The following is a 24,882-nucleotide window of genomic DNA, read 5'->3' as shown; positions in this document are numbered from 1 at the left end:
TCCGAAGGGGATGACCCTGAGAGCTCGGGGCTCCGGGTCAGCACAGGGGAGGACAGGCCCCGGCGCCACACGGCGCCGGGGCCCTCCACACGTCTGCGGCACATCCTCCCGGCCCCCTCAGGTCATATGCCTCACGCGACAGCCTCGCACGCGAAACGCCCGAGCGCTGCGATTTCGACGCACCGGATCCAGGCGCCGAAGACATCGACGACCGGCCCGCAGGACGCCTCAAACTCCCCTGGAACAGGGGAAGTTGACGGTTTCAGCGCTTGGCGACGAACACGTGGGAGGCGACATCCGCCTCCAGCTCGGCCGCCTCACCGCCACTGCCCACCAGCACACCGCCCGCCGACTCCGTCACACTCACCACGGAACCGGGCTGCACACCCGCCCGCCGCAGTGTGTACATCAGCTGCGCGTCCGTCTGGATCGGCTCACCGATACGGCGCACCACGACCGTCTTGCCGTCCGCGCCCGGGTCGAGATCGGCCAGCGACACCATGCCCTCGTCCAGGAACGGGTCCGCGCCGTCCTTCTCGCCCAGCTCCTCCAGACCCGGGATCGGGTTGCCGTACGGCGACTCCGTCGGGTGCCGCAGCAGCTCCAGCACGCGCCGCTCCACGGCCTCGCTCATCACGTGCTCCCAGCGGCAGGCCTCCGCGTGCACCTGCTCCCACTCCAGGCCGATCACATCGACCAGCAGACACTCGGCGAGCCGGTGCTTGCGCATCACGCGCGTGGCGAGCCGGCGGCCCTCGTCCGTGAGCTCCAGATGACGGTCCGTCGCGACGGACACCAGGCCGTCCCGCTCCATCCGCGCCACCGTCTGGCTGACGGTCGGCCCGCTCTGGTCCAGCCGCTCGGCGATCCGGGCGCGCATGGGGACCACACCTTCCTCCTCCAGCTCGAGGATGGTGCGGAGATACATCTCCGTGGTGTCGATCAGTCCGGACATACGTGCCCCTCGATGAGATCTGCCGGAAGCACGACAGCTTCACGGCGCGTGCGCTGGCCCTGGCTTCAATTCTGACGCATACCACTGACAACCGTGCCTCGCCGTTGGAACCACGGCGTTACGCCCCGGCACTCACCCCCCGTATTGACACGGCACTGGTCCAGACCGCACGGTGATCCGCGACACATCCGCGCCCGGCCCCCACACCGCCCCGGAAGGACCCGCATGAGCGACGGCAAACTGGCCGACCAGTTCTTCGACGCCGCGATCGACCTCCTGCAACGGGTCCGGGACGAGGAGGCACAGTCCATCACGGCGGCCGGCGCCCTGCTCGCCGACACCGTCACCGGCGGCGGCCGGCTCTTCGCCTTCGGCGCCGGTCACTCCTCCCTCGCCGCCCAGGACGTCGTCTACCGCGCGGGCGGACTCGCCCTGATGAACCTGCTCGCCGTACCGGGCGTCGTCGGCGTCGACGTGATGCCGGCCACGCTGGGCTCCGCCCTGGAGCGCGTCGACGGCCTCGCGACCGCCGTCCTCGACTCCTCGCCGCTCCGCGCCGGCGACGCCCTGGTGATCATCTCCCTCTCCGGCCGCAACGCCCTCCCCGTCGAAATGGCCATCCACGCCCGCGAGCTCGGCGTGAAGGTCATCGGCGTGACCTCAGTGGCGTACACGACCGAGACCCGGTCCCGGCACAGCTCCGGCACCTATCTGCGCGACCACTGCGACATCGTCCTCGACTCCAAGATCCCGATCGGCGACGCCACCCTCACCCTCGACACCATCCCCGCCCCCTTCGCCCCGGCCTCCACGGTCGTCACCAGCGCACTCCTCCAGGCCGTCATGGCCACGGCAGCGGGCGCCCTCGCCGAGCGGGGCATCGAGCCGCCACTGCTGCGGTCCGGCAACGTGGACGGCGGCCACGAGTGGAACAGCCGCGTGATGCAGGAGTACGGGGACCGGATCTTCTACCAGCAGTAGCGAGCACCCCGCGTCGCCGGCCTGCGGGCAACCGTCCCCACCCCGGCCTGCGGGCAGCATCACCGCCCCAGCCTGCGGGCATGCGTGCCGCCTGGGGCGGCTCCCGACCCAAAGAGAGGCGGCACCCCGCAAGCGCGGGCGAGCGAAACCCACCCCCGCTCACCCCACCGCCGTGCCCCGCCAAGCAGACGCCGGCTACCCCCGCCCCACAACCCCCGCCAAATCCAACGCCGCAGCAATCCGTACGGCGACATCCTCCGCGTACACCGCGTCCACCCGCTCGAACTGACTCCGCCCGCTCCCCCGCAGAAACGTCACGACGCCCAACGTCCGCCCCCGGCTCCGCAACACCGCACACAACGCGTGCACGGCATCCGCCGGCCACTGCCGAGCCGCCGCCCACTCCCGCGCCTGCTCCGCCGGCACCGCACCCACGCTCGCCCGCACGGACCCCGTCCGCTCCACGCACTGCAACGCCGGATGCCCCTGCCCGTACCGCACCGGCAACCCCGCCTGCCCGGTCAGCAGGCTCGGCCCCGGTGTCCCGGACGGCGTCGCGGCGACCCGCACCAGCCGTACGGGACCCTCCTCCGCCCCGTCGGCCACCGCACCGCCCGCCACCCGGTCGATCAGCGCATGGTCGGCGAACCCGGCGAGCGCAAAGTCCAGATGGACGGTCGCCGCCTCACCCGGGTCCTCGCACTCCGCGGCCGCCCGGGCCGCCCGGTGCAGCTGATTGGTCCTGAACCGCAGCAGCGCGGCCTCCTGCTCGCCCTGCTTGCCCTCCGTCACGTCCTGGAAGAGCCAGGCGACACCCAACGGCACCGGCTCCTCCGCGAGCGGCGACGCCAGCCGTACGAAGCCGCAGCGCCAGCACCGCCGCTGATCGCCCTCCGGCGTCCGCACACTCACCCAGATCTCGGCCGGCGCCGGCGGCGCACCCTCCGCGAGCACATGCGTGAGGGCGCTCTCCAGCTCCTCCACGCCCTGGGCGAGCAACTCCCCCAGCGGCCGCCCGAGCGCCGACGTACGCCCGATACCGAGCGCCCGCGCCGCATGGGCGTTCACCACCGCGGGCCGCAGATCGGCATCGACCAGCACGACCCCCCAGCTCGCGTCCTCGAACAACGCCTCGCTCAACGCGATCGACCGCTCCAGATCGATCTGCGCATGCACCTCGCTGAAGGCGCAGTACACCCCCGCGGGCTTGCCGTCGGGCCCGCGCACCGCCGCGGACTGCGTCCGCACCAGCACCCGCCCGCCGTCCTTCGTCAGCAGCGCGAACTCGTGCACCTGCCGCCCCGGGGCCTCCATGGCGGACATCAGCCGCCTCTCGACCTCCTCGGCATCCGCGGGTCGCACAGCCCACCCCGCGAAACCGTGCCGGCCCACCGCCTCGGCCGCGGTCCACCCCAGAATCCGCTCGGCCTCACGATTCCAATGGGTGACGACCCCGCCCGCGTCGAAGGCACACAGCGCCGCATCCATCCCGTCGAGCAGCGCGGCCAGCAGATCGGAGCCGTCAGGGCCCACCGGACCGGCCCGCTCGGGCTCATCAGGCCCTAGCTCGTCGGTGGTCCCACTACGCCGGGAAGCACTCACCTGGACCCCCTGCCAAGCTGCGTCCGCACGTACGGCGCGTCGGTTCGCTCACTCGCAATCATCTAACTGGAACGTGACGCAGCACACACCGAGTTCCCCCAAGATTGAGGGAATCGTTGCAACACCCGCCGATCCCTATGATCCGGCCATCACCAGCCGAAGATCAATCCACAGATCGCTCTCACCATCCAACACATACCGCTCGGTCTCCACGAAACCGCACTTCTCGGCGAACCGCAGCCCGCCCTCGTTCGCCGCCAGCACACACGTCTCGACCACCCCGGCACCCAGCACACGCGCGTGCGCCAGCCCCTTCTCGTACAGCGCCCGCCCGAACCCCCGCCCCCGGAACCCGGGCAACACCCGCGCGATCACCGTGGCCACACCCTCGTCACCCGCCGGCGGCCGCACGGTCGAACACCCGACGAGAACATCCCCCAGATACGCGTTCGCCAGCCGATTACGCCCGAGCCGCTCCCGCGCCTCGTCCAGGGACATGGCGGCAGGCGGCACGACCGCGTTGTGGACGAACCGCCACTCCTCCAGCATGGCCTCGGAGCCCACGGCCTCGATCCGCAGCGCCGGGCGCCGCGCGTACACCTCGATCTCGATCCTCATCCGGGGATCCGCAAGCCCGACCACCATCATGGTCGCCGCCGGCCGCACCTCCCCGAACGCCCTGCGCAGCACCGGCCAGCACGGCTCGAAGTCGTCCCTCTCGGGCAGCAGATACCGCACCCGCACGACATCGCCCAGCCCGCACCCCGCCTCCGCGAGCGCCGCCCCGATGTTCCGTATGCACTGCTCGGCCTGCTCGACGACGTCGTCCGAGATCGTCATGGCCGTGTAGTCGAACCCCGTGGTCCCGGACACATGCACCCAGTCCCCGTCGACCACGGCCCGTGCGTAACCGATCCGCTCCTCGAAGGTCGATCCGCTGAGGATCGCGCGTCGCTCCGTCATGGTCGAAAAGCTAGGTCACCGGCCTCCGGCAAAAAAGTGGTTGATCGTGCGCCGAGCGGTTCCTAGGGTGTGGGCTACACGAGAAGGGAGGTGGTTCGGCAGATGTATGAATACCGGACGCGTGAGGTGACTGCGGGCTAGCGGCTCGCCACCACACCGAGTGCGGTGCCGGACCAGCACGGGAGAGAACCGTGCAGCCGGCCCAATCCCAAGCAGTCACCCGACCCGCGAGCTCGCCGGTACGTCCGGCCGGCTCCCCCGCCGCAAGGCAGGGGAACCCGAGCTCGGGGGTCGTCTGCGTTCTCGGGGGGGGCGGGAGATCTGCGGCAGTGAGCAGCACCACGTACAGATTCTTCGGCGAGCAGTACCCTGAGCACATGCTTCTGCTCGTTCGACGCCGCCATGTGGACTACGTCCGCGTCACGAGCACGGGCTGTCGGCGCTCCGCCTGACCCAGCCCCCTTCGTCTTCACCCTTTTCGGCACCGGGCCCGCCCCACCCTCGGCGGACGCCCCTGCCCTGCACACCCTGCGGACGCACACCATGACGCACAGCGCGACGATCCCGTCGTACCAGCAGCTCCCGATCATCGACCTCTCGGCCGCCGACCGCGGACCCCAGGCCCGTGCACTGCTCCACGCCCAGCTGCACAGCGCCGCCCACGACGTGGGTTTCTTCCAGCTCGTCGGACACGGAGTCGGCCCTGACGAGACCGGCGAACTCGTGCGGGCCATGCACGCCTTCTTCCGGCTTCCGGAGGCCGACCGGCTCGCCCTCGACAACATCAACTCGCCGCACTTCCGCGGCTACACCCGCACCGGCGACGAGCGCACCGCAGGCGCCCGCGACTGGCGTGACCAGCTCGACATAGGCGCCGAACGCCCCGCCCGGACGCCCGGCCCCGAGGAGCCCGCCTACTGGTGGCTGCAGGGCCCCAACCAGTGGCCCGCCGCCCTGCCCGAACTGCGCACCGCCGCGCTCGCCTGGATCGACCGGCTGAGCGCCGTCGCCCAGCGCCTGCTGCACGAACTGCTCACCGCGATCGGCGCCCCGGCCGACTTCTACGACCCGGTCTTCGGCGCCCACGCCCACCCGCACCCCAAGCTGGTCCGGTACCCGGGAACCGCTGGTGACGGCGCCGACCAGGGCGTCGGCGCCCACAAGGACTACGGTTTCCTGACCCTCCTGCTGCAGGACCAGGTCGGCGGCCTGCAGGTGCAACGGGAGGACGGCGTGTTCCATGACGTGCCGCCCCTGGAGGGCGCCTTCGTCGTCAACCTCGGCGAACTGCTGGAGGTGGCGACCAACGGATACCTCGTCGCCACCAACCACCGGGTGGTGAGCCCGGCGGGTGCCACGGAGCGCTTCTCCGTGCCCTTCTTCTACAACCCTCGCCTGGACGCGCGCATCAAGCCCCTGCCCTTCCCGCACGCCTCCACCGCACCCGGCGTGACCGACGACCCGGCGAACCCCCTCTTCGCCGAATACGGCTACAACGAGCTCAAGGGCAAACTGAGGGCCCATCCCCTGGTGGCGGAACGACACCACGGGAACTTGCTGACTCCGGCGTGAAAAGCGCCCCATAAGGGGCGCGGGGCTGCATCACCATGCGGCTCCGCCGCATGGGCGCGACAAGCCGCCTCCGACCCGCAGTCGCCCGCGCTCCCAAGCCACCCCACTCAGTGGGCGATGCCCTCGTAGCCCTCGATCTCCGAAGGACGGCGCACGCCCGGACCCACGTACCGCGCGGACGGTCGCACCAGCCGGCCCGTCCGCTTCTGCTCCAGGATGTGCGCCGACCAGCCGGCCGTACGGGCGCATGTGAACATCGAGGTGAACATGTGCGCGGGCACCTCGGCGAAGTCGAGCACGATCGCCGCCCAGAACTCGACGTTCGTGGCGAGGACGCGATCCGGGCGCCGCGCGTGCAGCTCCGCCAGCGCGGCCTTCTCCAGTGCCTCGGCGACCTCGAACCGCGGTGCGCCCAGCTCGCGGGCCGTACGCCGCAGCACGCGCGCGCGTGGGTCCTCGGCGCGGTACACGCGGTGTCCGAAGCCCATCAGCCGCTCGCCCTTGTCGAGGGCCTGCTTGACGTAGGCCTCCGCGTCGCCGGTCCGCTCGATCTCCTCGATCATGCCGAGGACCCGGGAGGGCGCGCCGCCGTGCAGCGGGCCGGACATCGCTCCTACGGCCCCGGAGAGCGCCGCGGCGACATCCGCCCCGGTGGAGGCGATGACGCGGGCCGTGAAGGTGGACGCGTTCATGCCGTGCTCGGCGGCGGAGGTCCAGTAGGCGTCGACGGCGGCGACGTGCTTGGGGTCGGGCTCGCCCCGCCAGCGGATCATGAAGCGCTCGGTGATCGAGTGGGCCTTGTCGATCTCCCGCTGCGGAACCATGGGCCGGCCCTGGCCGCGGGCCGACTGGGCGACGTAGGAGAGGGCCATGACGGCGGCTCGGGCGAGGTCGGCGCGGGCCTGCTCGGCGTCGATGTCCAGGAGGGGCTTGAGACCCCAGACGGGTGCCAGCATGGCCAGCGCCGACTGGACGTCCACGCGGATGTCGCCGGAGTGCACGGGGATCGGGAACGGCTCGGCGGGCGGCAGGCCGGGGTTGAAGGCGCCGTCGACGAGCAGCCCCCACACGTTCCCGAAGGAGACGTGACCGACCAGGTCCTCGATGTCGACGCCCCGGTACCGGAGGGCGCCGCCCTCCTTGTCCGGTTCGGCGATCTCCGTCTCGAACGCGACGACTCCCTCGAGTCCGGGTACGAAGTCGGACATCAGGCGGCTCCTCGTGATGTGTACGACGGATGGGTACGGCAGATGTACTGCAGAAACGGCGGCTCGGCCGCTGGATCCCCGGTCGGTTCGTGCGACTCGCGGTCCTGGGTGGCCACCCTGGTCATGCCCCGCGCGGCTGGTCGCTCAACCAGAACGCACCCAGCACGATATCCCTGAGTGCCATTTTTGGGGAGGCTTCGCGGCACTCAGTGCCACGGTCGCTCGTCGTATACGACGAGTGCCCCTGCCGAAATCATGACGGACACCATGCGGAACGGCACCTGCGCATACGGCAGGATGACCGGGTGACCGACCGAGACGCCGTCCCCCTCGAGCCCGCCTCCATGCGCAAGCAGTACCGGGCCGAGGGCCTCGCCGAGTCCGATCTGGCCGCCACTCCGGTGGCGCAGTTCGCGCGCTGGTTCCAGCAGGCCGCGACGCAGGCCCATCTCTTCGAGCCGAACGCCATGGTCGTCTCCACGGCGAACGCCGAGGGCCACCCGACCTCCCGCACCGTACTGCTGAAGCACTTCGACGAGCAGGGTTTCGTCTTCTACACCAACTACGACTCCCGCAAGGCCCGCGACCTGGCGGAGAACCCGTACGTCTCGCTCCTGTTCCCCTGGCATCCGATGGCCCGCCAGGTCATCGTCACGGGCATCGCGCGCCGCACCGGCCGCGACGAGACCGCCGCCTACTTCCGCACCCGTCCGCACGGTTCGCAGCTCGGCGCCTGGGCCAGCGCCCAGTCGAGTGTGATCTCCACCCGCGCCGACCTGGACGCCTCGTATGCCGAGCTGGCCGCCCGCTACCCGGAGGGCGAGCAGGTCCCGGTGCCCCCGAACTGGGGTGGTTTCCGGGTCGCCCCGCAGGCGGTGGAGTTCTGGCAGGGCCGCGAGAACCGGCTGCACGACCGGTTGCGGTATGGGGCGGAGGCGGACGGGGGGTGGCGGGTGGAGCGGCTCAGTCCCTGAGTTCCCGGTCCAGGATGGCCGCCCACTGGGCGACGACCCGCTCCCGGCGCCCGGTGTCGTCCGTGAGCAGGTTGGCGAGACCGAGGCCGCGGGCCATGTCCAGGAGGCCCTGGACGGTTTCGCGTACGCCGGGGCGGGATTCGTCGGCGGCGAGGAGGTCCACGGCGATGCGGTGGGTCTCGCGGCCGACGTGCGCCTCCAGTTCGGTGACGCGCGGACGGAGCTGTTCCTCGTTGGAGGCGGCGACCCACAGATGCAGCGCCGCCCGGAACAGCGGGCCGGTGTAGAGGTCGACGAGGGCCGACACGACCGCCCGTCGGTCTCCGGCCGCTCCCTGCGGGAACAGGGCGCGCAGCGCCGTCGAGCGTTCCTCGGCGACGTATTCGACGGCTGCCGTGAAGAGGTCCTCGCGGGTGGGGAAGTGGTGTTGGGCGGCGCCGCGGGAGACGCCGGCGCGTTCGGCCACGACGGAGACCGTGGAGCCTGCCCAGCCGTGTTCGGCGAGGCAGGCCACGGCGGCTTCCAGGAGGCGCTGCCGGGTGGCCCGGCTGCGGTCCTGCTTGGGTACGCGGTCGGCGCGGTCGACGCCGTTGTCGGTGGTCACAGCACCCATGTGGGATCCCGTCGTTCCAGGAAGGCCGTCATCCCCTCGCGGGCCTGCGGGGAGGCGAACAGCCGGGCCGAGAGCGCGGTGAGGTCGGCCGCGTCCCGGTCGAATGTTTCGAGCACCTTAGCTGTGAGCAGCGCTTTCGTCTCGGCCAGGCCCTGCGGGGCGGCCCGGCGCAGTCCGTCCAGGATCTGTTCCAGTACGGCGTCCACGTCGTCGCCGGTGGCGGTCAGGAGGCCGATGCGGGCCGCCTCGGTCGCGTCGAGACGTTCGCCGGTGAGGTAGTAGCGGGCGAGGGCCCGGGGGTCGGTGCGGGGCAGCAACGGCAGGGAGATGACCGCGGGGGCCACTCCGATGCGTACCTCGGTGAACGCGAAGGTGGACTGCGTCGAGGCGGCGGCGATGTCACAGGCGGCCAGCAGGCCCAGGCCGCCTGCGCGCACATGGCCGGTGACGCGGGCCAGGACCGGTTTGCGCAGCTCGACGATCTGCCGCAGCAGTCCGACCAGGGCGTCGGGGGCCGGAGGGTCGCGGAGGTCGGCGCCCGCGCAGAACGTGTTGCCGGTGTGGGTGAGGACGATCGCGCGTACGTCGGTGTCCTTGGCGCAGTCCGTCAGTGCGTCGGCCAGCTCTCCCACGAGCGCTGCGGAGAGTGCGTTGCGGTTGGCCGGGGAGTCGAGGCTGAGGGTCTCGATGCCACGCGCGCGTGTGCGTCCGATCAGCGTCATGTGCGCTCCTGGAGTTCCCGGAGTTCGCGGCGGAGGATCTTGCCGGAGGCGGCCCGCGGGATGCCGTCGATGAAGGTGACCCGGCGGACGCGTTTGTAGGGGGCGACGCGTTCGGCGACGTACATCATGACTTCTCCTTCGGAGAGGTCGGTGGCGGTGGGCCGGCGGACGACGTAGGCGTGCGGGACTTCGTTGTTGTCGTCGTTGTAGACGCCGATGACGGCCGCGTCGGTGATGCCCGGGTGGGTGAGCAGGAGGGCTTCGAGTTCGGCGGGGGCCACCTGGAAGCCCTTGTACTTGATGAGTTCCTTGACGCGGTCGACGACGAACAGCCAGCCGTCGCTGTCGACGTGGCCGACGTCTCCGGTGTGCAGCCAGCCGTCCGGGTCGATCATGGCGGCGGTGGCGTCGGGGCGGCCGAGGTAGCCCTTCATGATCTGGGGGCCGCGGATGAGGATCTCGCCGGACTCGCCGGCGCCGAGGTCCTTGCCGGGGTCGTCGAGGGAGACGATGCGCATCTCGGTGCCCGGGATGAGTTTGCCGACGGTGCCGGGGGGCGCCTCGTGCATGGCGTCGAGGGGGACGACATGGGTGCCGGGTGACAGTTCCGTCATGCCGTAGGCCTGGCCGACGGGTGGCAGGCCGAGCCGCTCGGAGCAGGCGGCGGCGAGCTGGGCGTCCAGGGGGGCGGCGGCGCTGATGACGTGCTTAAGGGACGAGAGGTCGTACTGGGCGACCAGCGGGTGCTTGGCGAGGGCCAGGACGATGGGCGGGGCCACGAACAGGCTGGTGATGCGGTGGTTCTGGATGGCCGCGAGGAAGGTTTCGAGTTCGAAGCGCGGCAGGACGACGACCGTGGCGCCCTGCCTGAGGGGGGCGTTCATGAGGGCCGTCAGGCCGTAGATGTGGAAGAAGGGCAGGACGGCGAGGATGCGTTCGCCGGGGCCGGACGGCATGACGGGTTCGAGCTGGGCGAGGTTGGTGGCGATCTGGCGGTGCGTGAGCATGACGCCCTTCGGGATGCCGGTGGTGCCCGAGGAGTACGGCAGTGCGGCGACGTCCTCCGCCGGGTCGATGGCGACCTCCGGTTCGGGAGCGGCGGAGGCCAGCATGTCGATCAGCGACCGGTGTCCGGGCGCGCTGTCGCAGACGAAGATCTCCTCGACGCCGCCCGCGAGTTCGGCGGCCCTGCGTGCCGTTTCCAGCAGGGGTGACACGGTGACGATCCAGCGGGCCGCCGAGTCCTTCAGCTGCTTGGCGAACTCCTCGGCGGTGGCCAGGGGGTGCACGGTGGTGACGGTGGCACCAGCGCGCGTGGCCGCGTAGAAGGCGGTCGGGAAGGCGACGGTGTTGGGGCTGTGCAGGGCGAGCACGTCGCCCTTGCGTACCCCGGCCTCGGCGAGCGCGGCCGCCATGCGCCGGTGGAAGCGGTCCAGTTGCTCGTACGTGAGGGTGGTGCCGTCGGTTCCGTCGATGAGGGCGGGCGCGTCACCGTACTCGGCGGCCCGGCCCAGCACTGCTTCGTGGATGGGGAGCTCTACGGGCGAAACGTCTGCGTACTCGCTGCGGAACACGGTTCCTCCAAGGCGGCCACGACGGTCTAGTACGACTTGGGAAGGCCCAGAGTCTGGTGGGAGACGTAGTTGAGAATCATCTCCCGGCTCACCGGAGCAATACGAGCCACGCGTGCGGCTGTTATCAACGAGGCGAGTCCGAATTCACGGGTCAGGCCGTTTCCGCCGAGGGTGTGCACGGCCTGGTCGACGGCCCGGACACAGGCCTCGCCGGCCGCGTACTTGGCCATGTTGGCGGCCTCACCTGCGCCGACGTCGTCTCCGGCGTCGTACAGGTGGGCTGCTTTCTGCATCATCAGGCGGGCGAGTTCGAGGTCGATGTGCGCCTGGGCGAGGGGGTGGGCGATGGCCTGGTGGGCGCCGATGGGGGTTTTCCAGACGGTGCGGTCGCGGGCGTAGGTGATCGCTTGCGCGAGGGCGTAGCGGCCCATGCCGATGGCGAAGGCGGCGGTCATGATGCGTTCGGGGTTGAGGCCGGCGAAGAGCTGGAGCAGGCCTGCGTCCTCGTCGCCGACGAGGGCGTCGGCCGGGAGGCGTACGTCGTCCAGGGTCAGCTCGAACTGCTTCTCGGCTGCGTGGAGTTCCATGTCGATCTGGCGGCGGGTGAAACCTTCGGCGTCGCGGGGGACGATGAACAGGCAGGGTTTCAGGTTGCCGGTGCGGGCGTCTTCTGTGCGGCCGACGATCAGGGTGGCGTCGGCGATGTCGACGCCGGAGATGAAGACCTTGCGGCCGGTGAGGAGCCAGTCGCCGGTGTCGGGGTCGCGGCGGGCCGTGGTCGTGATGCGGTGCGAATTGGAACCGGCATCTGGTTCTGTGATGCCGAAGGCCATGGTTCGGGTGCCGTCGGCGAGGCCCGGGAGCCATGTGCGTTTCTGGTCCTCGGTGCCGAAGCGGGCGATCACTGTGCCGCAGATCGCCGGGGACACGACCATCATGAGGAGGGGGCAGCCCGCGGCGCCGAGTTCTTCCAGGACGATGGAGAGTTCGGCGATTCCGCCGCCTCCGCCGCCGTGTGCCTCCGGCAGGTTGACGCCTAGGTAGCCGAGCTTTGCTGCCTCTGACCAGAGGGTTTCTCGGTCGAAGGTGCGGCCGTGGCGTTTGCCTAGGGCGGCGACCGCTGAGCGGAGGGCTTTTTGTTCTTCGGATTCGATGTGGGCCATCTCGACTCCTTCGGGGTGCGGGTTGTGTGTGGCTGGTCGCGCTCACGCGGCGGTAGCCGCATATTGATGCAGTCCCGCGCCCCTACGTCTCCTCCACCACTGCCAGCAATGAGCCGACCGTCACCTGTTGGCCAGGTACCACCTGCAGAGCCGTCAGCGTGCCGGTGACCGGCGCTGTGATCTTGTGCTGCATCTTCATTGCCTCCAGCCACAGGAGGGGCTCTCCGGCCTGTACCGGCGCTCCTGCGGCCAGCCCCTCGGCGACCTTGACGACCGTGCCCGGCATGGGCGCGAGGAGGGAGCCCGGGGCGTGCTGGGTCGTCGGGTCGGGGAAGCGGGGCAGGGCGGTCAGGCGCGTGGTGTTCACGTACACCTCGTCGCCGTACCGTGCCACCTCGAACTTCCGCTGTACGCCGTCCACTTCGAGTACGACGAGACGCGCGTCCGCGTGGACGACCCGTACCCCGTCCGCCTCCAGGCCCGCCCGCGTGTGGCGGTAGCGGACCTCGTGTTCCTCGCCCGCCATGGCGTACCGCTTGGTCTGCGGCTGGGAGGGGAGGTTGCGGAAGCCGCCGAAGCGGGAGGGGTGGGAGCGGGCGTCCGCGAGGGCGGCGGCCAGGGGGGCGCAGGGGTCACCCGTCCCCATGCGGGTCAGTTCGGGGAGGTGGTGGTCGTAGAAGGCCGTGTCCATGGCGGCCGAGGTGAACTGCTGGTGGCGCAGGGAGCGGACGAGGAGGTCGCGGTTGGTGGTGGGGCCGTGGATCGTGGTGCGCTCCAGGGCGCCGGCGAGTCCGCGGACGGCCTCCGCGCGGGTGGGGGCGTGGGCGACGGCCTTGGCGAGCATGGGGTCGTAGTGGACGCCGATGTCGTCTCCGTCGCCGTAGCCGGTGTCCAGGCGGATGCCTTCGGCGGCGGTCAGGCGGTGCAGGGTGCCGGTCTGCGGGGTCCAGTCGTTCGCCGGGTCCTCGGCGTAGAGACGGGCCTCGATCGCGTGGCCACGCGCGCGTGGGGGGTCTTTCTCCAGGCGGTGGCCTTCGGCGACGCGGATCTGCAAGGCCACCAGGTCGATGCCGAAGACCGCCTCCGTGACGGGGTGTTCGACCTGGAGGCGGGTGTTCATCTCCAGGAAGTGCGCGCGGCCGTCGGCGACCAGGAACTCGACGGTGCCCGCGCCCTCGTAGGCGACGGCGCACGCGGCCTGTGTCGACAGCGCGTACAGGTCCTCGACGAGGCTGTCCGGGAGGCCGGGTGCCGGGGCCTCCTCGATGACCTTCTGGTGGCGGCGCTGGAGGGAGCAGTCGCGGGTGCCCAGGGTCCAGATCGTGCCGTGGGTGTCGGCGAGGACCTGGACCTCTACGTGACGGCCGTGCTCCAGGTACGGCTCGACGAAGACCTCTCCGTCGCCGAAGGCGCTCGCGGCCTCGGCCCGTGCGCCCTCCAGGGCGGCGTCGAGGTCCTCCAGGCGGCGCACGATGCGCATCCCGCGCCCTCCGCCGCCCGCGGCCGCCTTCACCAGGACCGGCAGATCGGCCTCGGTGATCCGCCCTCGTTCCAGGGAGGCGATGCCCATGAGCTCCTTGGCGCGCGTCTTGGACGCCATCGCCTCGATCGCCTCGGGGGGCGGTCCGATCCAGGTCAGGCCGGCGTCGATGACGGCGCGGGCGAAGTCGGCGTTCTCGGAGAGGAAGCCGTAGCCGGGGTGGACGGCGTCCGCGCCGGAGGCGACGGCCGCCTTCACGATCAGGTCGCCGCGCAGGTACGTGTCCGCGGGCGCCGCGCCGGGCAGCCGTACCGCCGTGTCGGCCACGCGCGCGTGGAGGGCGTTTTCGTCGGCGTCGGAGTGCACCGCGACCGTCCGGATTCCCAACTCACGGCAGGTGCGGAAGACACGGCAGGCGATCTCGCCGCGGTTCGCCACCAGAACAGACGTAATCATGAGCCTCACATCCGGAAGACGCCGAAGCCGCCGCGCGCACCCTCGTACGGAGCGGTGTGGATGGCGGACAGGCACAGGCCCAGGACCGTGCGGGTGTCGCGGGGGTCGATGACGCCGTCGTCGTAGAGCCGCCCGGACAGGAACATCGGCAGCGACTCGGACTCGATCTGCTGCTCCACCATGGCGCGCAGGGCGGCGTCGCCGTCCTCGTCGTACGGCCGGCCCGTCGCGGCCGCCGACTGCCGGGCGACGATGGACAGGACGCCGGCCAGCTGCTGCGGGCCCATGACGGCCGACTTGGCGCTGGGCCAGGCGAACAGGAAGCGGGGGTCGTAGGCGCGGCCGCACATGCCGTAGTGACCGGCGCCGTAGGAGGCACCCATCAGGACCGACAGATGGGGCACCTTCGAATTGGAGACCGCGTTGATCATCATCGCGCCGTGCTTGATGATGCCGCCCTGCTCGTACTCCTTGCCGACCATGTAGCCGGTGGTGTTGTGCAGGAACAGGAGCGGGATGTCGCGCTGGTTGGCCAGCTGGATGAACTGGGCGGCCTTCTGGGACTCCTCGGAGAAGAGAACCCCTTGGGCGTTCGCCAGCACCCCCACGGGATAGCCGTGGAGCGTGGCCCAGCCCGTCGTCAGACTCGCCCCGTACAGCGGTTTGAACTCGTCGAAGTCGGAGGCGTCGACGATCCGGGCGATGACCTCGCGCGGGTCGAAGGGGGTCTTGAGATCCTCCGGAACGATGCCCAGCAGCTCGTCGGCGGAGTACTTGGGCGGCTCGGCCGGTCCCGGATCGCCGTACGCCTTGCGGTGGTTGAGGCGGGCGACCACCCGGCGGGCCTGGCGCAGCGCGTCCGGCTCGTCGACGGCGAAGTAGTCGGCGAGACCCGACACGCGCGCGTGCATCTCGGCGCCGCCCAGCGACTCGTCGTCGCTCTCCTCGCCGGTCGCCATCTTGACCAGGGGCGGGCCGCCGAGGAAGACCTTCGCGCGTTCCTTGACCATGATCACGTGGTCGGACATGCCGGGGATGTACGCGCCTCCGGCGGTCGAGTTCCCGAAGACGACGGCGACGGTCGGGATGCCGGCCGCCGACAGCCTCGTCAGGTCCCGGAAGATGGCACCCCCGGGGATGAAGATCTCCTTCTGGGAGGGCAGATCGGCGCCGCCCGACTCCACCAGGCTGATGCAGGGGAGGCGGTTGGCGAGCGCGATGTCATTCGCCCGCAGGGCCTTCTTCAGCGACCAGGGGTTGCTGGCGCCGCCGCGTACGGTCGGGTCGTTGGCGGTGATCAGGCATTCGACCCCCTCCACCACGCCGATGCCGGTGACGAGCGAGGCGCCCACCGCGTACTCGCTGCCCCAGGCGGCGAGCGGGGACAGCTCCAGGAAGGGCGTGTCCGGGTCGAGGAGCAGTTCGATGCGCTCGCGGGCGAGCAGCTTTCCGCGCCTGCGGTGCCGTTCGACGTACTTCTCGCCGCCGCCCGCAAGGGCCTTGGCGTGCTCGGCGTCGAGGTCGGCCAGCTTGGCGAGCATGGCCTCGCGGGCCGCCCGGTAGTCCGGGCCGGTGGTGTCCAGGGTGGTCGGCAGAACGGTCACAGGAGGGCCTCCGGGATGTCCAGGTGGCGGGAGCGCAGCCATTCGCCGAGGGCCTTGGCCTGCGGGTCGAAACGGTGCTGGGCGGCGACGCCCGCGCCGAGGATGCCCTCGACGACGAAGTTGAGGGCGCGCAGGTTCGGCAGCACGTGCCGGGTGACGGGCAGCTCGCGGCACTCCGGGAGCAGCTCGCGGAAACGGTCCGCCGTCAGCTCGTGGACGAGCCACCGCCAGGCCTCGTCCGTCCGCACCCACACGCCCACATTGGCGTTGCCGCCCTTGTCGCCGCTGCGGGCGCCGACGACCAGGCCGAGCGGGGCGCGCCGGGTGGGCCCGTCCCGGAGCGGTTCGGGCGACTCGGGGCTCGGGAGGTCTTCGAGTACGAGGGTGTCCTGTGCCGGAGCCACAGGAACCCGGCGCCCGTCGTAGAGGACTGCCACGTGGTCGACGGCACCATGGGGGACGTACACATCCTCGAAAACCCCATAAGGCGCGCCCTTTCCGGGTGGCGCCAGCACATGGAAGCCGGGGTAGCTGGCCAATGCCAGCTCTACGGCCGCTCCGCTCAGCGCCCGCCCCACGAGCCGCTCGTCCGGGTCCCGCACGACGAGCCGGAGCAGCGCGCTCGCCGTCTCCTCGGTCGGGGCGTCGGGACGGTCGGTGCGGACGAGGTCCCAACTCGCCTCATGCGGCCGGGACTTGGCGTCTGCGAAGGCGGCCTCCATCTGTTCCCGTACGAGGGCCGCCTTGGCCTCGATGTCGAGGCCGGTGAGGACGAAGGCGACCTCGTTGCGGAAGCCGCCGAGGCGGTTGAGGCCGACCTTGAGGGTGGGCGGCGGGGCCTCGCCGCGCACGCCTTCGACGCGGACGCGGTCGGGGCCGTCCTGGGTGAGGCGGACGGTGTCCAGGCGGGCCGTCACGTCCGGTCCCGCATAGCGGGCGCCGGCCGTCTCGTACAGCAGCTGCGCGGTGACCGTGCCGACGTCGACGAAACCGCCGGTGCCGGGGTGTTTGGTGATGACGCAGCTGCCGTCCTCGTGGATCTCGGCGAGGGGGAAGCCGGGTCTCCGGAGCTCACCCGCGCGTTCACTGAAGAAGGCGTAGTTCCCGCCGGTGGCCTGCGCCCCGCACTCCAGCACATGCCCGGCGACGACGGCCCCCGCGAGCCGGTCGTAGTCCGTCCGGGCCCATCCGAAGTGGGCGGCGGCGGGCCCGGTGACCAGCGCCGCGTCCGTCACGCGCCCGGTGACGACCACGTCCGCGCCCTCCCGGAGGCAGGCCGCGATGCCGAAGCCGCCGAGATAGGCGTGGGCGGCGAGGCTGTGGGGGTAGCGGGCTTTGAGGTCGTCGCCCTCGACGTGGGCGACGCGAACGGGGATGCCCAGCCGGTCGGCCAACTGCCGTACAGCGTCGGCGAGTCCGGCGGGGTTGAGGCCGCCGGCGTTCGTGACGATCTTGACGGAGCGTTCGTGGGCGAGGCCGAGGCACTCCTCCAGCTGGCGCAGGAAGGTGCGGGTGTATCCGGCGGCGGGGTCCTTCAGGCGGTCGCGGCCCAGGATCAGCATGGTCAGCTCGGCGAGATAGTCGCCGGTCAGCACGTCCAGCTCACCGCCGGTGAGCATCTCGCGCATGGCGTCGAAACGGTCGCCGTAGAAGCCGGAGGCGTTGCCGATGCGCAGGGTCGCCGTCATGCGGTGCCGCCGCCCTTCGGCGGGCGTCCGTCACCCGGCGGGCCCGCGAAGGCCTGGGCGATGTCCAGCCAGCGGTCGGCCTCGGAGCCCTCTGCGTGCAGGGCCAGGTCGGTGCGGTGGGCGCGCTGGGTGACCAGGCGGCAGAAGTCGAGGGCGGGGCCGGTGACGCGGCCGTCGGCGTCCTCAGGCCCGTACACCCACAACTCGCCGCTCGGGGCGGTCAGTTCGACACGGAACTCCTCGAACGGCGGAGTCAGTCCGTGCACGCCGAAGGCGAAGTCGCGGGTACGGACGCCGAGGCGGACGATGTGCCGGAGCCGGTCGGTGGGGGTGCGCGCCACACCCAGCGCGTCCGCCACGTCCCCGCCGTGCGCCCAGGTCTCCATGAGGCGGGCGGTGGCCATGGAGGCGGTGGACATCGGGGGGCCGTACCAGGGGAAGCGGGCTCCGTCGGGTGCGGCCCGGAGTGCGTCGGCCAGAGCCTTGCGCCCGGCCCGCCAGTCCGCGAGCAACTGCTCGGGCGGCTTCCCGGCGCCCTCCTCCGCGCCGTTGTCGACGAAGTCGCCGGGCTGGGCCAGCGCCTTCTCGACCTCGCGGGCGAAGGCGTCCTGGTCGGTCACGGCCAGCACCGAGGAGTGGTCGGTCCAGGCGAGGTGCGCGATCTGGTGGGCGACGGTCCAGCCGGGCGCCGGGGTCGCGAGCGCCCACTGCTCCGGGCTCAACTCGGCCACGAGCAGGTCGAGTTCCTCGCTCTCCGCGCAGAGATCGTCGATCACGGGCGTCGGGTCAGCCATGGGGCGAGCATGGCAGCGCCACCAGAAACAAGCAAGCATGCTTGCATTAATTTGTTTTCCACAGGCCTGGGACCTGTTTGCAGTCGAGTGACTACTCTTAGTGAATGGAGGTGGTCGCCGTGCATATCCGCGAACTTGATCCCAGTGCGTCACCGCTGGACTACTACGGCTTCGAGCTACGGCGCGCTCGGGAGGCGGCGGGGCTGACCCAACAGGCGCTCGGTTCGATCGTGTTCTGTACGGGGTCGTTGGTCGGCCAGGTCGAGACGACGCTGAGGGTGCCGACGCGGGAGTTCTCCGAGCGGGTGGATGCGGCGCTGGGGACGGACGGGACGTTTTCGCGGTTGGTGGGGCTGGTTCTGCGGAATCAGTTGCCGAGTTGGTTTCAGCCGTATGCGGAGATGGAGGCGCGGGCGGCGTACATCTCCACGTATCAGTGCCAGTTGATCTATGGACTGCTGCAGACGGAGGAGTACGCACGGGCTGTCATCGGCGTGGAGCACACGGAACGGCTCGATGAGTTGGTCGCTGCGCGCCAGGACCGACAGCACATCCTGCAGCGGAAGGAGCCGCCTGTGCTGTGGGTCGTATTGGACGAGGCCGTGCTGTACAGGGAGATCGGCGGCCGAGAGGTCATGCGTAACCAACTGGCGTATCTCCTCAGCCTGTTCGGCCGCCCATGGCTGGAGATCCAGGTGCTGCCGTTCTCTGCGGGACAGCATGCAGCGATGATGGGCTCGTTCAACCTCCTGCGCTTCGAGAACGACCCGGATCTGCACTACTCCGAGAGCTACGACCAAGGGCACATGACGGCCAATCCGGCAGTGATCAAGGAGCGTTCGGTCGGTTACGCTCGCTTGCAGGCCGCTGCCCTCTCGCCTAGGGACTCGGCCGCCCTGATCGCCCGCGTGATGGAGGAACGCTATGGGGAGCAACCTGGACGTGACGCGAGTGCAGTGGCGTAAGTCGTCGTACAGCGGCAGCAGCGGCGGTGATTGTGTGGAGGTCGCCGACCTCACCCCCCACAGAGCCGCGATAGCCGTCCGCGACTCCAAGAACCCCCCGGCAGGGATCCTCACCCTCAGCCCCGCCGCCTTCTCCGCCTTCGTCCGAGGCACCGCCGAGAACCCCCGCGCCTGAGTACAGGTGCTCATGCGTGTCGCCGCCCGGCGCGGCACGCTGCACGCATGACCGACACCCTCGTACGCCCGGCCCGCCGACTCCCCTGGTCGCGCAGAACGCGGCTGGGCGTGGACCTCGCCCTCGCGATCCCGCTGTTCCTGCTGGAGGCCGGGTGGCTCGTGCTGGACTGGATATACGGCTACGGGCTGGAGGTATGGGCGGCGCAGGGCGACCAGGCGCGGATCGACGCGGCAGCCCTCGCGCACATGGAGCGGTTGCGGGAACTGCTGATCGCCGTACTCGTCCTGGCGGTCGTCGCGGGCGTCTTCCGTGCCCGCTGGACGGTGGTCGCGCACCTGCTGGTGGCGCTCCTGGCCGGCGGAGCGCTGACGGCCGCGCAGCGCGAGTGGAACCACGACCACTCCCCGCCGCCCGGTTGTGTCCGCTACAGCGCGGGCTGTTGAACGTGAATTGCTGGACGCGAAACGCTGAACATAAGGCGCGCTACGCCCGGCGCGCCGCCACCCCTTCAGCTGAGCGGATCAGGGGTCACTTGCCAGATGGTGATGAGTTCCGAACGCGGAGTGATCATGTAGACGAAGAAGCCGCTGGCCACGAAAGCGTGCTTCGCCCCCTCGTCCGCTCCCTGATAGTCCGGCCCGTGGAGATAGAGGGCTTCGGCGGCCCGGACCAGTTCATCGGCTTTCTTCTCCACCTCGGCCAGGAACGCGGGCGGCGCCCCGGCCGCCACGGTTTCCTCGTCCGGGACGTACTCCCAGTGCCAGTTCACTCTGCGCGCACCGCTTCGGCCGCGGCGCGATAGATGTCGCTGGCGACGGTCAGGTGTTCGCGGGCCGCAGTCGGCTCTGCCGCGATGTGGCCGAGATACTCGGCGCGGTGGTACGCCTTTGCCGCCCCGGGATGTCGCTCGATCTCGATCAGGGCCGCCCAGTGGGCAAGGTACGCGTGAACGGGCCCCAACGAGCCGTGTGCGACGGCTTCCGCAAGTGCCTGGTCCTTGGCTTGGTCGTACGCGGCCACCAGCTGAGGAGCAACGACGGCACAGGCAGCGCGCAACGCTGCCGGGGTGCGCTCGGGTCGGGGGATCAGCGGCGCGTCTCCCGACGCCTCGGTGTGCTGCAGACTCATGCGCCGTTCTCTCCTCGACCCGCGTCCTCGTTCCCCACCACGAGCCCGACTCTAATGCCGCCGCACACAACCATGCCCCGTCAACCTTCAGAAATCCACCTCTGGCGCCTTCACCCGCCCCCGCCCCACCTGCGTCCGCACCGCCCCCATGCTCGCCCCGATGACCAGGGCGATCGCGGCGGCCTGCCAGGCGGAGAGGGACTGGCCGAGGATGAGGAATCCGGCGGTCGCGGCGAGGGCGGGCTCCAGGCTCATCATGATCGCGAAGGTGGATGCGGGGAGGCGGCGCAGGGCCAGGAGTTCCAGGGTGTACGGGAGCACCGAGGACATGATGGCCACCGCCGAGCCCAGCGCGATCGTCGTCGGGTCGGTGAGCTTCGCGCCGGATTCGGCGATCCCCAGCGGGAGCATGAGCAGCGCCCCGACCGCCATGGCCAGCGCCAGCCCGTCCGCCTGCGGGAACCGTCGGCCCGTACGCGCACTGAAGACGATGTACGCCGCCCACATGGCGCCCGCGCCCAGCGCGAAGGCGACGCCGAGCGGGTCGAGGCCGTCGAAGCCTCCGCCGCCGAGCAGGAAGACGCCGGTGAGGGCGAGTCCGGCCCAGACGACGTTGAGCGCACGGCGGGAGGTCAGGACCGACAGGGCGAGCGGGCCGAGGACCTCCAGGGTGACCGCCGGGCCGAGCGGGATGCGGTCGACCGCCTGGTAGAAGAGGCCGTTCATCGTGCCCAGGGTGATACCGAAGACGATCACCGTGCCCCAGTCGGTGCGCGAGTGGCCGCGCAGCCGGGGCCGGCAGACCAGCAGCAGCACCACGGCCGCGGCGAGAAGGCGCAGGGTGACCACGCCGAGCGCGCCCGCCCGCGGCATCAGGTTCACCGCCAGGGCGGCGCCGAACTGCACCGAGACGCCCCCGGACAGGACCAGGCCGACCGGGCCGAGGGAGCCTCGTCGGTGCGGGGCCGTCGGGGTGTGCACCGCTGACGGAGAGGTGGTGGCGCTGGGGCTGGTCACGGGCGGTCCAGGTGCTCGGCTGCGGATTCACGACTTGTTCATCGAGATGTACTGCCAGGTCCAGGGTAGTAGACTCAGTCAGGCGTGTGAACCCGTTTTGCAGCTGTCCTGAATGGTGGACACGGCAGCCACAGATGCCGGGCCAGGGCTCCTTCTCGTGGAAGAAGGGCGGCCGTCGGGGAAACCGCTCCTACAGTTCCTCCGCCAAGCTCTCCGCCAACACCTCGGCCAGATGCCTCCCACGCACCCCGGCCAGCTGCTCCAACTGCGTCCGGCAGGAGAAGCCGTCCGCCAGTACGACCGTCCCCTCCGCCGCGCCCCGCACCCCCGGCAGCAGCTGTTCCTCCGCGCAGGCCGCCGACACCTCGTAATGGCCCTTCTCGAAGCCGAAGTTGCCCGCCAGACCGCAGCAGCCGCCCGCCAACTCCCCAGTCAGCCCCGCGGCTTCGCGCAGACGGCGGTCCGCACTGTCACCGAGGACGGCATGCTGGTGGCAGTGGGTCTGGCCGGTGACCGGACGGTCGAGCCGCGGTGGGGTCCAGTCGGGGGCGAGGCGTTCCAGGGCCTCCGCGAAGGTCATGACCGAGGCGGCGAGGCGGGCGGCGCGCGGATCGTCGTGCAGCAGCTCCGGCAGATCCGTGCGCAGGGCAGCGGCGCAGCTGGGCTCCAGGACGACCAGGGGCGCGAAGGTCTCGGCCGCGACGGGGGCGACCAGGACGTCGAGCTGGTCGAGGGTGCGGCGCAACACCTCGCGGGCGCGGTCGAGTTGGCCGGTCGAAAGGTACGTCAGCCCACAGCAGACGGGGTGGCGCCGGGCCGGCCGCAGACGGAGGGTGTACGAGATGACGCCGTCCTCCTCCTGGGTCTCCTTGCTGTGCCGGGGCAGCTTCGGCAGCGGGACCGGCGTCAGTCCGGCCGCCTCCAGGACCCGCACGGCCGCCTTCCCCACCTCCGGCGAGAGGTGCTCCGTGAAGGTGTCCGGCCACAGCAGCACAGGCCTGCCCATGGGCTCTTCGTACGCCAGCCCCAGCTCGCGGATCATCCGCCGTTCCCGCGCCCTTGCCCGGCGCCCGAACCACCGGCTGAACGTCTCCGGCGCCACCCGGGGAAGCTCCCGCTCGGGCGCGATCCCGCCCAGCCGTTTGGCGAGCGCCGCGGGCGGGCCCACCGAGGCGAGGAAGTTGACCAGCCGGGCGGTGCGCGTGCGGGCCACCAGCCGCAGCCACACCGGCAGCCGTCCCATGCTGTAGTGCGCGGCCGGGCGGCGCCGCCCCGCGTAGTGGTGGTGCAGGAACTCCGCCTTGTAGGTGGCCATGTCGACCCCGACCGGGCAGTCGGAGCGGCACCCCTTGCAGGACAGGCACAGGTCGAGCGCGTCCCGCACCTCCGCCGACCGCCAGCCGTCGGTGACGACCTCGCCGGCCAGCATCTCGTGCAGCAGCCGGGCACGCCCGCGCGTGGAGTGCTCCTCCTCGCCGGTCGCCCGGAAGGACGGGCACATGACGGACGCCCCGGGCGCCGAGGTCGTACGGCACTTGGCGACGCCGACGCAGCGCCGGACCGCCGCCGAGAAGTCGCCGCGGTCGGCCGGGTAGCCGAAGGCCACGTCGACGGGCTCGCGCGGCAGCACGGAGAAACGGAGGTTCGCGTCGAGCGGGGCCGGACGGACCAGCATGCCGGGGTTGAGGAGGTCGTCCGGGTCCCAGACGCCCTTCACCCGCCCGAAGAGGGCGACCATGTCCTCGCCGTACATCCTCGGGAGCAGTTCCGCCCGCGCCTGCCCGTCCCCGTGCTCCCCGGACAGCGATCCGCCGTGCGCCACGACGACGTCCGCGAGCTCCTGCGAGAACCGCCGGAACCGCCCGACGCCCGCCTCGCTCAGCAGGTCGAAGTCGATACGGACATGGATGCAGCCGTCCCCGAAGTGCCCGTACGGGGTGCCGCGCAGCCCATGGGAGGTCAGCAGCCGCCTGAAGTCCCTCAGATAGGCGCCGAGCCGCGCGGGCGGCACCGCGCAGTCCTCCCAGCCCGGCCAGGCCTCGCTCCCGTCCGGCATCCTGGTCGCCGTACCACTGGCGTCCTCCCGGATCCGCCACAGCGCCCGCTGCCCGCCCGGATCGGTGACGACGAGCGAGTCGACGACATCGGCGGCCCGCACGATCGCCTCGGCACGCGCGCGTGCCTCCGCCTCCGTCTCCCCGCCGGTCTCCACGAACAGCCAGGCCCCGCCCCGCGGCAGCCCGGCCGTGGACGGCACCAGATCGGCCGCCATCCCCTCCACCGTCAGCGGCCCTCCCCCACTCTCGGCTTCGCTCGAGCGGGGGGACCCCCATGGCAGCAGCCCGGCCGCGGCCTCCGCCGCCGCACTCTCATCGCCGTACGCCAGCACGGCCAGCGCACGCGCGCGTGGCGCCTCGACAAGCCGTACGACGGCCTCGGTCAGCACCCCCAGCGTGCCCTCGCTCCCGCAGAAGGAACGGGCGACATCGGCCCCCTTCTCCGGCAGCAGCGCGTCCACCGCATACCCGGAGATACGGCGGGGCAGCTCCGGAAACCCGGTCCGCAGCCGAGCCAACTCCCCCTCGACCAGCCCCCGCAAGCCGTCCGGCGCCCCGGCCCACCCCTGCCCGAGCCGCAGCCGCTCCCCGCGCCCGGTGATCACGTCCAGCTCCCGCACGCTGTCCGCGGTGGTCCCCCACGCCACCGAGTGCGAGCCGCACGAGTTGTTGCCGATCATGCCGCCGAGCGTGCAGCGGCTGTGCGTGGAGGGATCGGGCCCGAACCGGAGCCCGTACGGCGCGGCGGCCTCCTGGAGCCGGTCCAGGACGAGCCCCGGCTGGACGACGGCGGTACGGGCCTCGGGGTCCAGCGACACGATCCGGTCCATGTGCCGGGTGAAGTCCAGCACGACACCGGTACCGGTCGCCTGTCCGGCGATCGAGGTGCCGCCACCACGCGGCACGACGGGCACGCCGTGCGCCCGGCAGACCTCCAGCACGGCGGCCACGTCGTCGGCGTCCCTCGGGGCAACCACCCCCAGCGGGACACGCCGATAGTTGGACGCGTCCATCGTGACCAGCGCCCGGGCGGCAACGTCAAACCGCACCTCACCCCGGACGACCTCGCGCAAACGTGCCTCGAGATCCACCATGGGGCCAGCCTCTCAGCCCGTCCGGCGTTTGAGGACGAGGCCGTTCAGGCCGAAGGAGGGGGTCTGGGGGCGCAGCCCCCAGTTCCGACGCGCA

Annotated in this window: 22 protein-coding genes; 6 read left to right on the top strand and 16 right to left on the bottom strand. The window is 71.2% G+C overall.

What is annotated here, in order from left to right:
* Window positions 1-262: 262 nt before the first annotated feature.
* Complete coding sequence (locus ACWC1K_RS11435; RefSeq protein WP_030941023.1) at window positions 263-955, bottom strand: metal-dependent transcriptional regulator; 693 nt, start codon at window positions 953-955, stop codon at window positions 263-265.
* A gap of 225 nt (window positions 956-1,180) precedes the next feature.
* On the opposite strand from ACWC1K_RS11435, the gene ACWC1K_RS11430 reads away from it, so the two are divergent.
* Window positions 1,181-1,936, top strand: a complete 756-nt coding sequence (locus ACWC1K_RS11430) for an SIS domain-containing protein (RefSeq protein WP_450830436.1) — start codon at window positions 1,181-1,183, stop codon at window positions 1,934-1,936.
* A 195-nt stretch (window positions 1,937-2,131) separates the two neighbouring features.
* Here the strand turns inward: ACWC1K_RS11430 and ACWC1K_RS11425 are convergent, their stop codons facing one another.
* Window positions 2,132-3,538 (bottom strand): PAS domain-containing protein, encoded by a 1,407-nt coding sequence (locus ACWC1K_RS11425; RefSeq protein ID WP_450830434.1) that lies wholly within the window; start codon window positions 3,536-3,538, stop codon window positions 2,132-2,134.
* 135 nt (window positions 3,539-3,673) lie between these two features.
* Window positions 3,674-4,501 (bottom strand): GNAT family N-acetyltransferase, encoded by an 828-nt coding sequence (locus tag ACWC1K_RS11420; protein WP_450830433.1) that lies wholly within the window; start codon window positions 4,499-4,501, stop codon window positions 3,674-3,676.
* Window positions 4,502-5,044: 543 nt separating this feature from the next.
* On the opposite strand from ACWC1K_RS11420, the gene ACWC1K_RS11415 reads away from it, so the two are divergent.
* Window positions 5,045-6,073 carry an isopenicillin N synthase family dioxygenase gene (locus ACWC1K_RS11415; protein WP_450830432.1) on the top strand — a complete coding sequence of 343 codons (1,029 nt, stop codon included), beginning with the start codon at window positions 5,045-5,047 and terminating at the stop codon, window positions 6,071-6,073.
* Window positions 6,074-6,180: 107 nt separating this feature from the next.
* Here the strand turns inward: ACWC1K_RS11415 and ACWC1K_RS11410 are convergent, their stop codons facing one another.
* A complete protein-coding gene (locus ACWC1K_RS11410; RefSeq protein WP_450830430.1) occupies window positions 6,181-7,281 on the bottom strand; it encodes a citrate synthase 2 in 1,101 nt (366 codons plus the stop codon).
* A 305-nt stretch (window positions 7,282-7,586) separates the two neighbouring features.
* Between ACWC1K_RS11410 and pdxH the strand changes: the two genes are divergently transcribed.
* Window positions 7,587-8,255 (top strand): pyridoxamine 5'-phosphate oxidase, encoded by a 669-nt coding sequence (pdxH, locus tag ACWC1K_RS11405; RefSeq protein ID WP_450830429.1) that lies wholly within the window; start codon window positions 7,587-7,589, stop codon window positions 8,253-8,255.
* On the opposite strand, the gene ACWC1K_RS11400 is transcribed toward pdxH, so the two are convergent.
* From ACWC1K_RS11400 to ACWC1K_RS11365, 8 genes are all read right to left on the bottom strand, one after another.
* On the bottom strand, window positions 8,245-8,868 hold the full coding sequence (locus ACWC1K_RS11400; RefSeq protein WP_450830428.1) for a TetR/AcrR family transcriptional regulator: 624 nt from the start codon (window positions 8,866-8,868) through the stop codon (window positions 8,245-8,247). The two genes, pdxH and ACWC1K_RS11400, sit on opposite strands and share 11 nt — an antisense overlap.
* On the bottom strand, window positions 8,856-9,590 hold the full coding sequence (locus tag ACWC1K_RS11395; protein ID WP_450830426.1) for an enoyl-CoA hydratase family protein: 735 nt from the start codon (window positions 9,588-9,590) through the stop codon (window positions 8,856-8,858). The genes ACWC1K_RS11400 and ACWC1K_RS11395 overlap by 13 nt, the downstream gene beginning before the upstream one ends.
* Window positions 9,587-11,164, bottom strand: a complete 1,578-nt coding sequence (locus ACWC1K_RS11390) for a 4-coumarate--CoA ligase family protein (RefSeq protein WP_450830424.1) — start codon at window positions 11,162-11,164, stop codon at window positions 9,587-9,589. The genes ACWC1K_RS11395 and ACWC1K_RS11390 overlap by 4 nt, the downstream gene beginning before the upstream one ends.
* Window positions 11,165-11,190: 26 nt before the next feature.
* On the bottom strand, window positions 11,191-12,327 hold the full coding sequence (locus ACWC1K_RS11385; RefSeq protein WP_450830423.1) for an acyl-CoA dehydrogenase family protein: 1,137 nt from the start codon (window positions 12,325-12,327) through the stop codon (window positions 11,191-11,193).
* An 82-nt stretch (window positions 12,328-12,409) separates the two neighbouring features.
* Entirely contained in the window at window positions 12,410-14,263 is a 1,854-nt protein-coding gene (locus ACWC1K_RS11380) for an ATP-binding protein (RefSeq protein WP_450830421.1), read from the bottom strand.
* A 5-nt stretch (window positions 14,264-14,268) separates the two neighbouring features.
* Window positions 14,269-15,867, bottom strand: coding sequence for an acyl-CoA carboxylase subunit beta (locus ACWC1K_RS11375; protein WP_450830419.1), 1,599 nt, complete (start codon window positions 15,865-15,867; stop codon window positions 14,269-14,271).
* Complete coding sequence (locus ACWC1K_RS11370; protein ID WP_450830418.1) at window positions 15,864-17,555, bottom strand: acyclic terpene utilization AtuA family protein; 1,692 nt, start codon at window positions 17,553-17,555, stop codon at window positions 15,864-15,866. Before ACWC1K_RS11370 ends, ACWC1K_RS11375 begins: the two co-directional genes overlap by 4 nt.
* On the bottom strand, window positions 17,552-18,349 hold the full coding sequence (locus ACWC1K_RS11365) for a TIGR03084 family metal-binding protein (RefSeq protein WP_450830417.1): 798 nt from the start codon (window positions 18,347-18,349) through the stop codon (window positions 17,552-17,554). Before ACWC1K_RS11365 ends, ACWC1K_RS11370 begins: the two co-directional genes overlap by 4 nt.
* Window positions 18,350-18,453: 104 nt before the next feature.
* On the opposite strand from ACWC1K_RS11365, the gene ACWC1K_RS11360 reads away from it, so the two are divergent.
* Genes ACWC1K_RS11360 through ACWC1K_RS11350 form a run of 3 tightly spaced genes read left to right on the top strand, consistent with a single transcriptional unit; the run spans window position 18,454 to window position 19,935 of the window.
* Window positions 18,454-19,314 carry a helix-turn-helix domain-containing protein gene (locus ACWC1K_RS11360; protein WP_450830416.1) on the top strand — a complete coding sequence of 287 codons (861 nt, stop codon included), beginning with the start codon at window positions 18,454-18,456 and terminating at the stop codon, window positions 19,312-19,314.
* Entirely contained in the window at window positions 19,292-19,489 is a 198-nt protein-coding gene (locus tag ACWC1K_RS11355; RefSeq protein WP_450830414.1) for a DUF397 domain-containing protein, read from the top strand. Before ACWC1K_RS11360 ends, ACWC1K_RS11355 begins: the two co-directional genes overlap by 23 nt.
* A 47-nt stretch (window positions 19,490-19,536) precedes the next feature.
* On the top strand, window positions 19,537-19,935 hold the full coding sequence (locus ACWC1K_RS11350) for a DUF6234 family protein (protein ID WP_450830413.1): 399 nt from the start codon (window positions 19,537-19,539) through the stop codon (window positions 19,933-19,935).
* Between the two features lie 65 nt (window positions 19,936-20,000).
* On the opposite strand, the gene ACWC1K_RS11345 is transcribed toward ACWC1K_RS11350, so the two are convergent.
* The 4 genes from ACWC1K_RS11345 to ACWC1K_RS11330 form a co-directional block, all read right to left on the bottom strand.
* The gene (locus ACWC1K_RS11345; protein WP_450830411.1) at window positions 20,001-20,261 is read right to left on the bottom strand and encodes a hypothetical protein; all 261 of its coding nucleotides are present in this window, start codon (window positions 20,259-20,261) and stop codon (window positions 20,001-20,003) included.
* On the bottom strand, window positions 20,258-20,620 hold the full coding sequence (locus ACWC1K_RS11340; protein ID WP_450830409.1) for a DUF6247 family protein: 363 nt from the start codon (window positions 20,618-20,620) through the stop codon (window positions 20,258-20,260). Before ACWC1K_RS11340 ends, ACWC1K_RS11345 begins: the two co-directional genes overlap by 4 nt.
* Before the next feature lie 87 nt (window positions 20,621-20,707).
* On the bottom strand, window positions 20,708-21,637 hold the full coding sequence (locus ACWC1K_RS11335) for an EamA family transporter (RefSeq protein ID WP_450830407.1): 930 nt from the start codon (window positions 21,635-21,637) through the stop codon (window positions 20,708-20,710).
* Window positions 21,638-21,827: 190 nt separating this feature from the next.
* Window positions 21,828-24,788 carry an FAD-binding and (Fe-S)-binding domain-containing protein gene (locus ACWC1K_RS11330; RefSeq protein ID WP_450830406.1) on the bottom strand — a complete coding sequence of 987 codons (2,961 nt, stop codon included), beginning with the start codon at window positions 24,786-24,788 and terminating at the stop codon, window positions 21,828-21,830.
* Window positions 24,789-24,882 lie beyond the last annotated feature (94 nt).

This window comes from Streptomyces sp. NPDC001492 (assembly GCF_053597275.1).
Note: the sequence above shows the minus strand (reverse complement) of the source record. Positions and strands in the feature narration are given on the sequence as shown.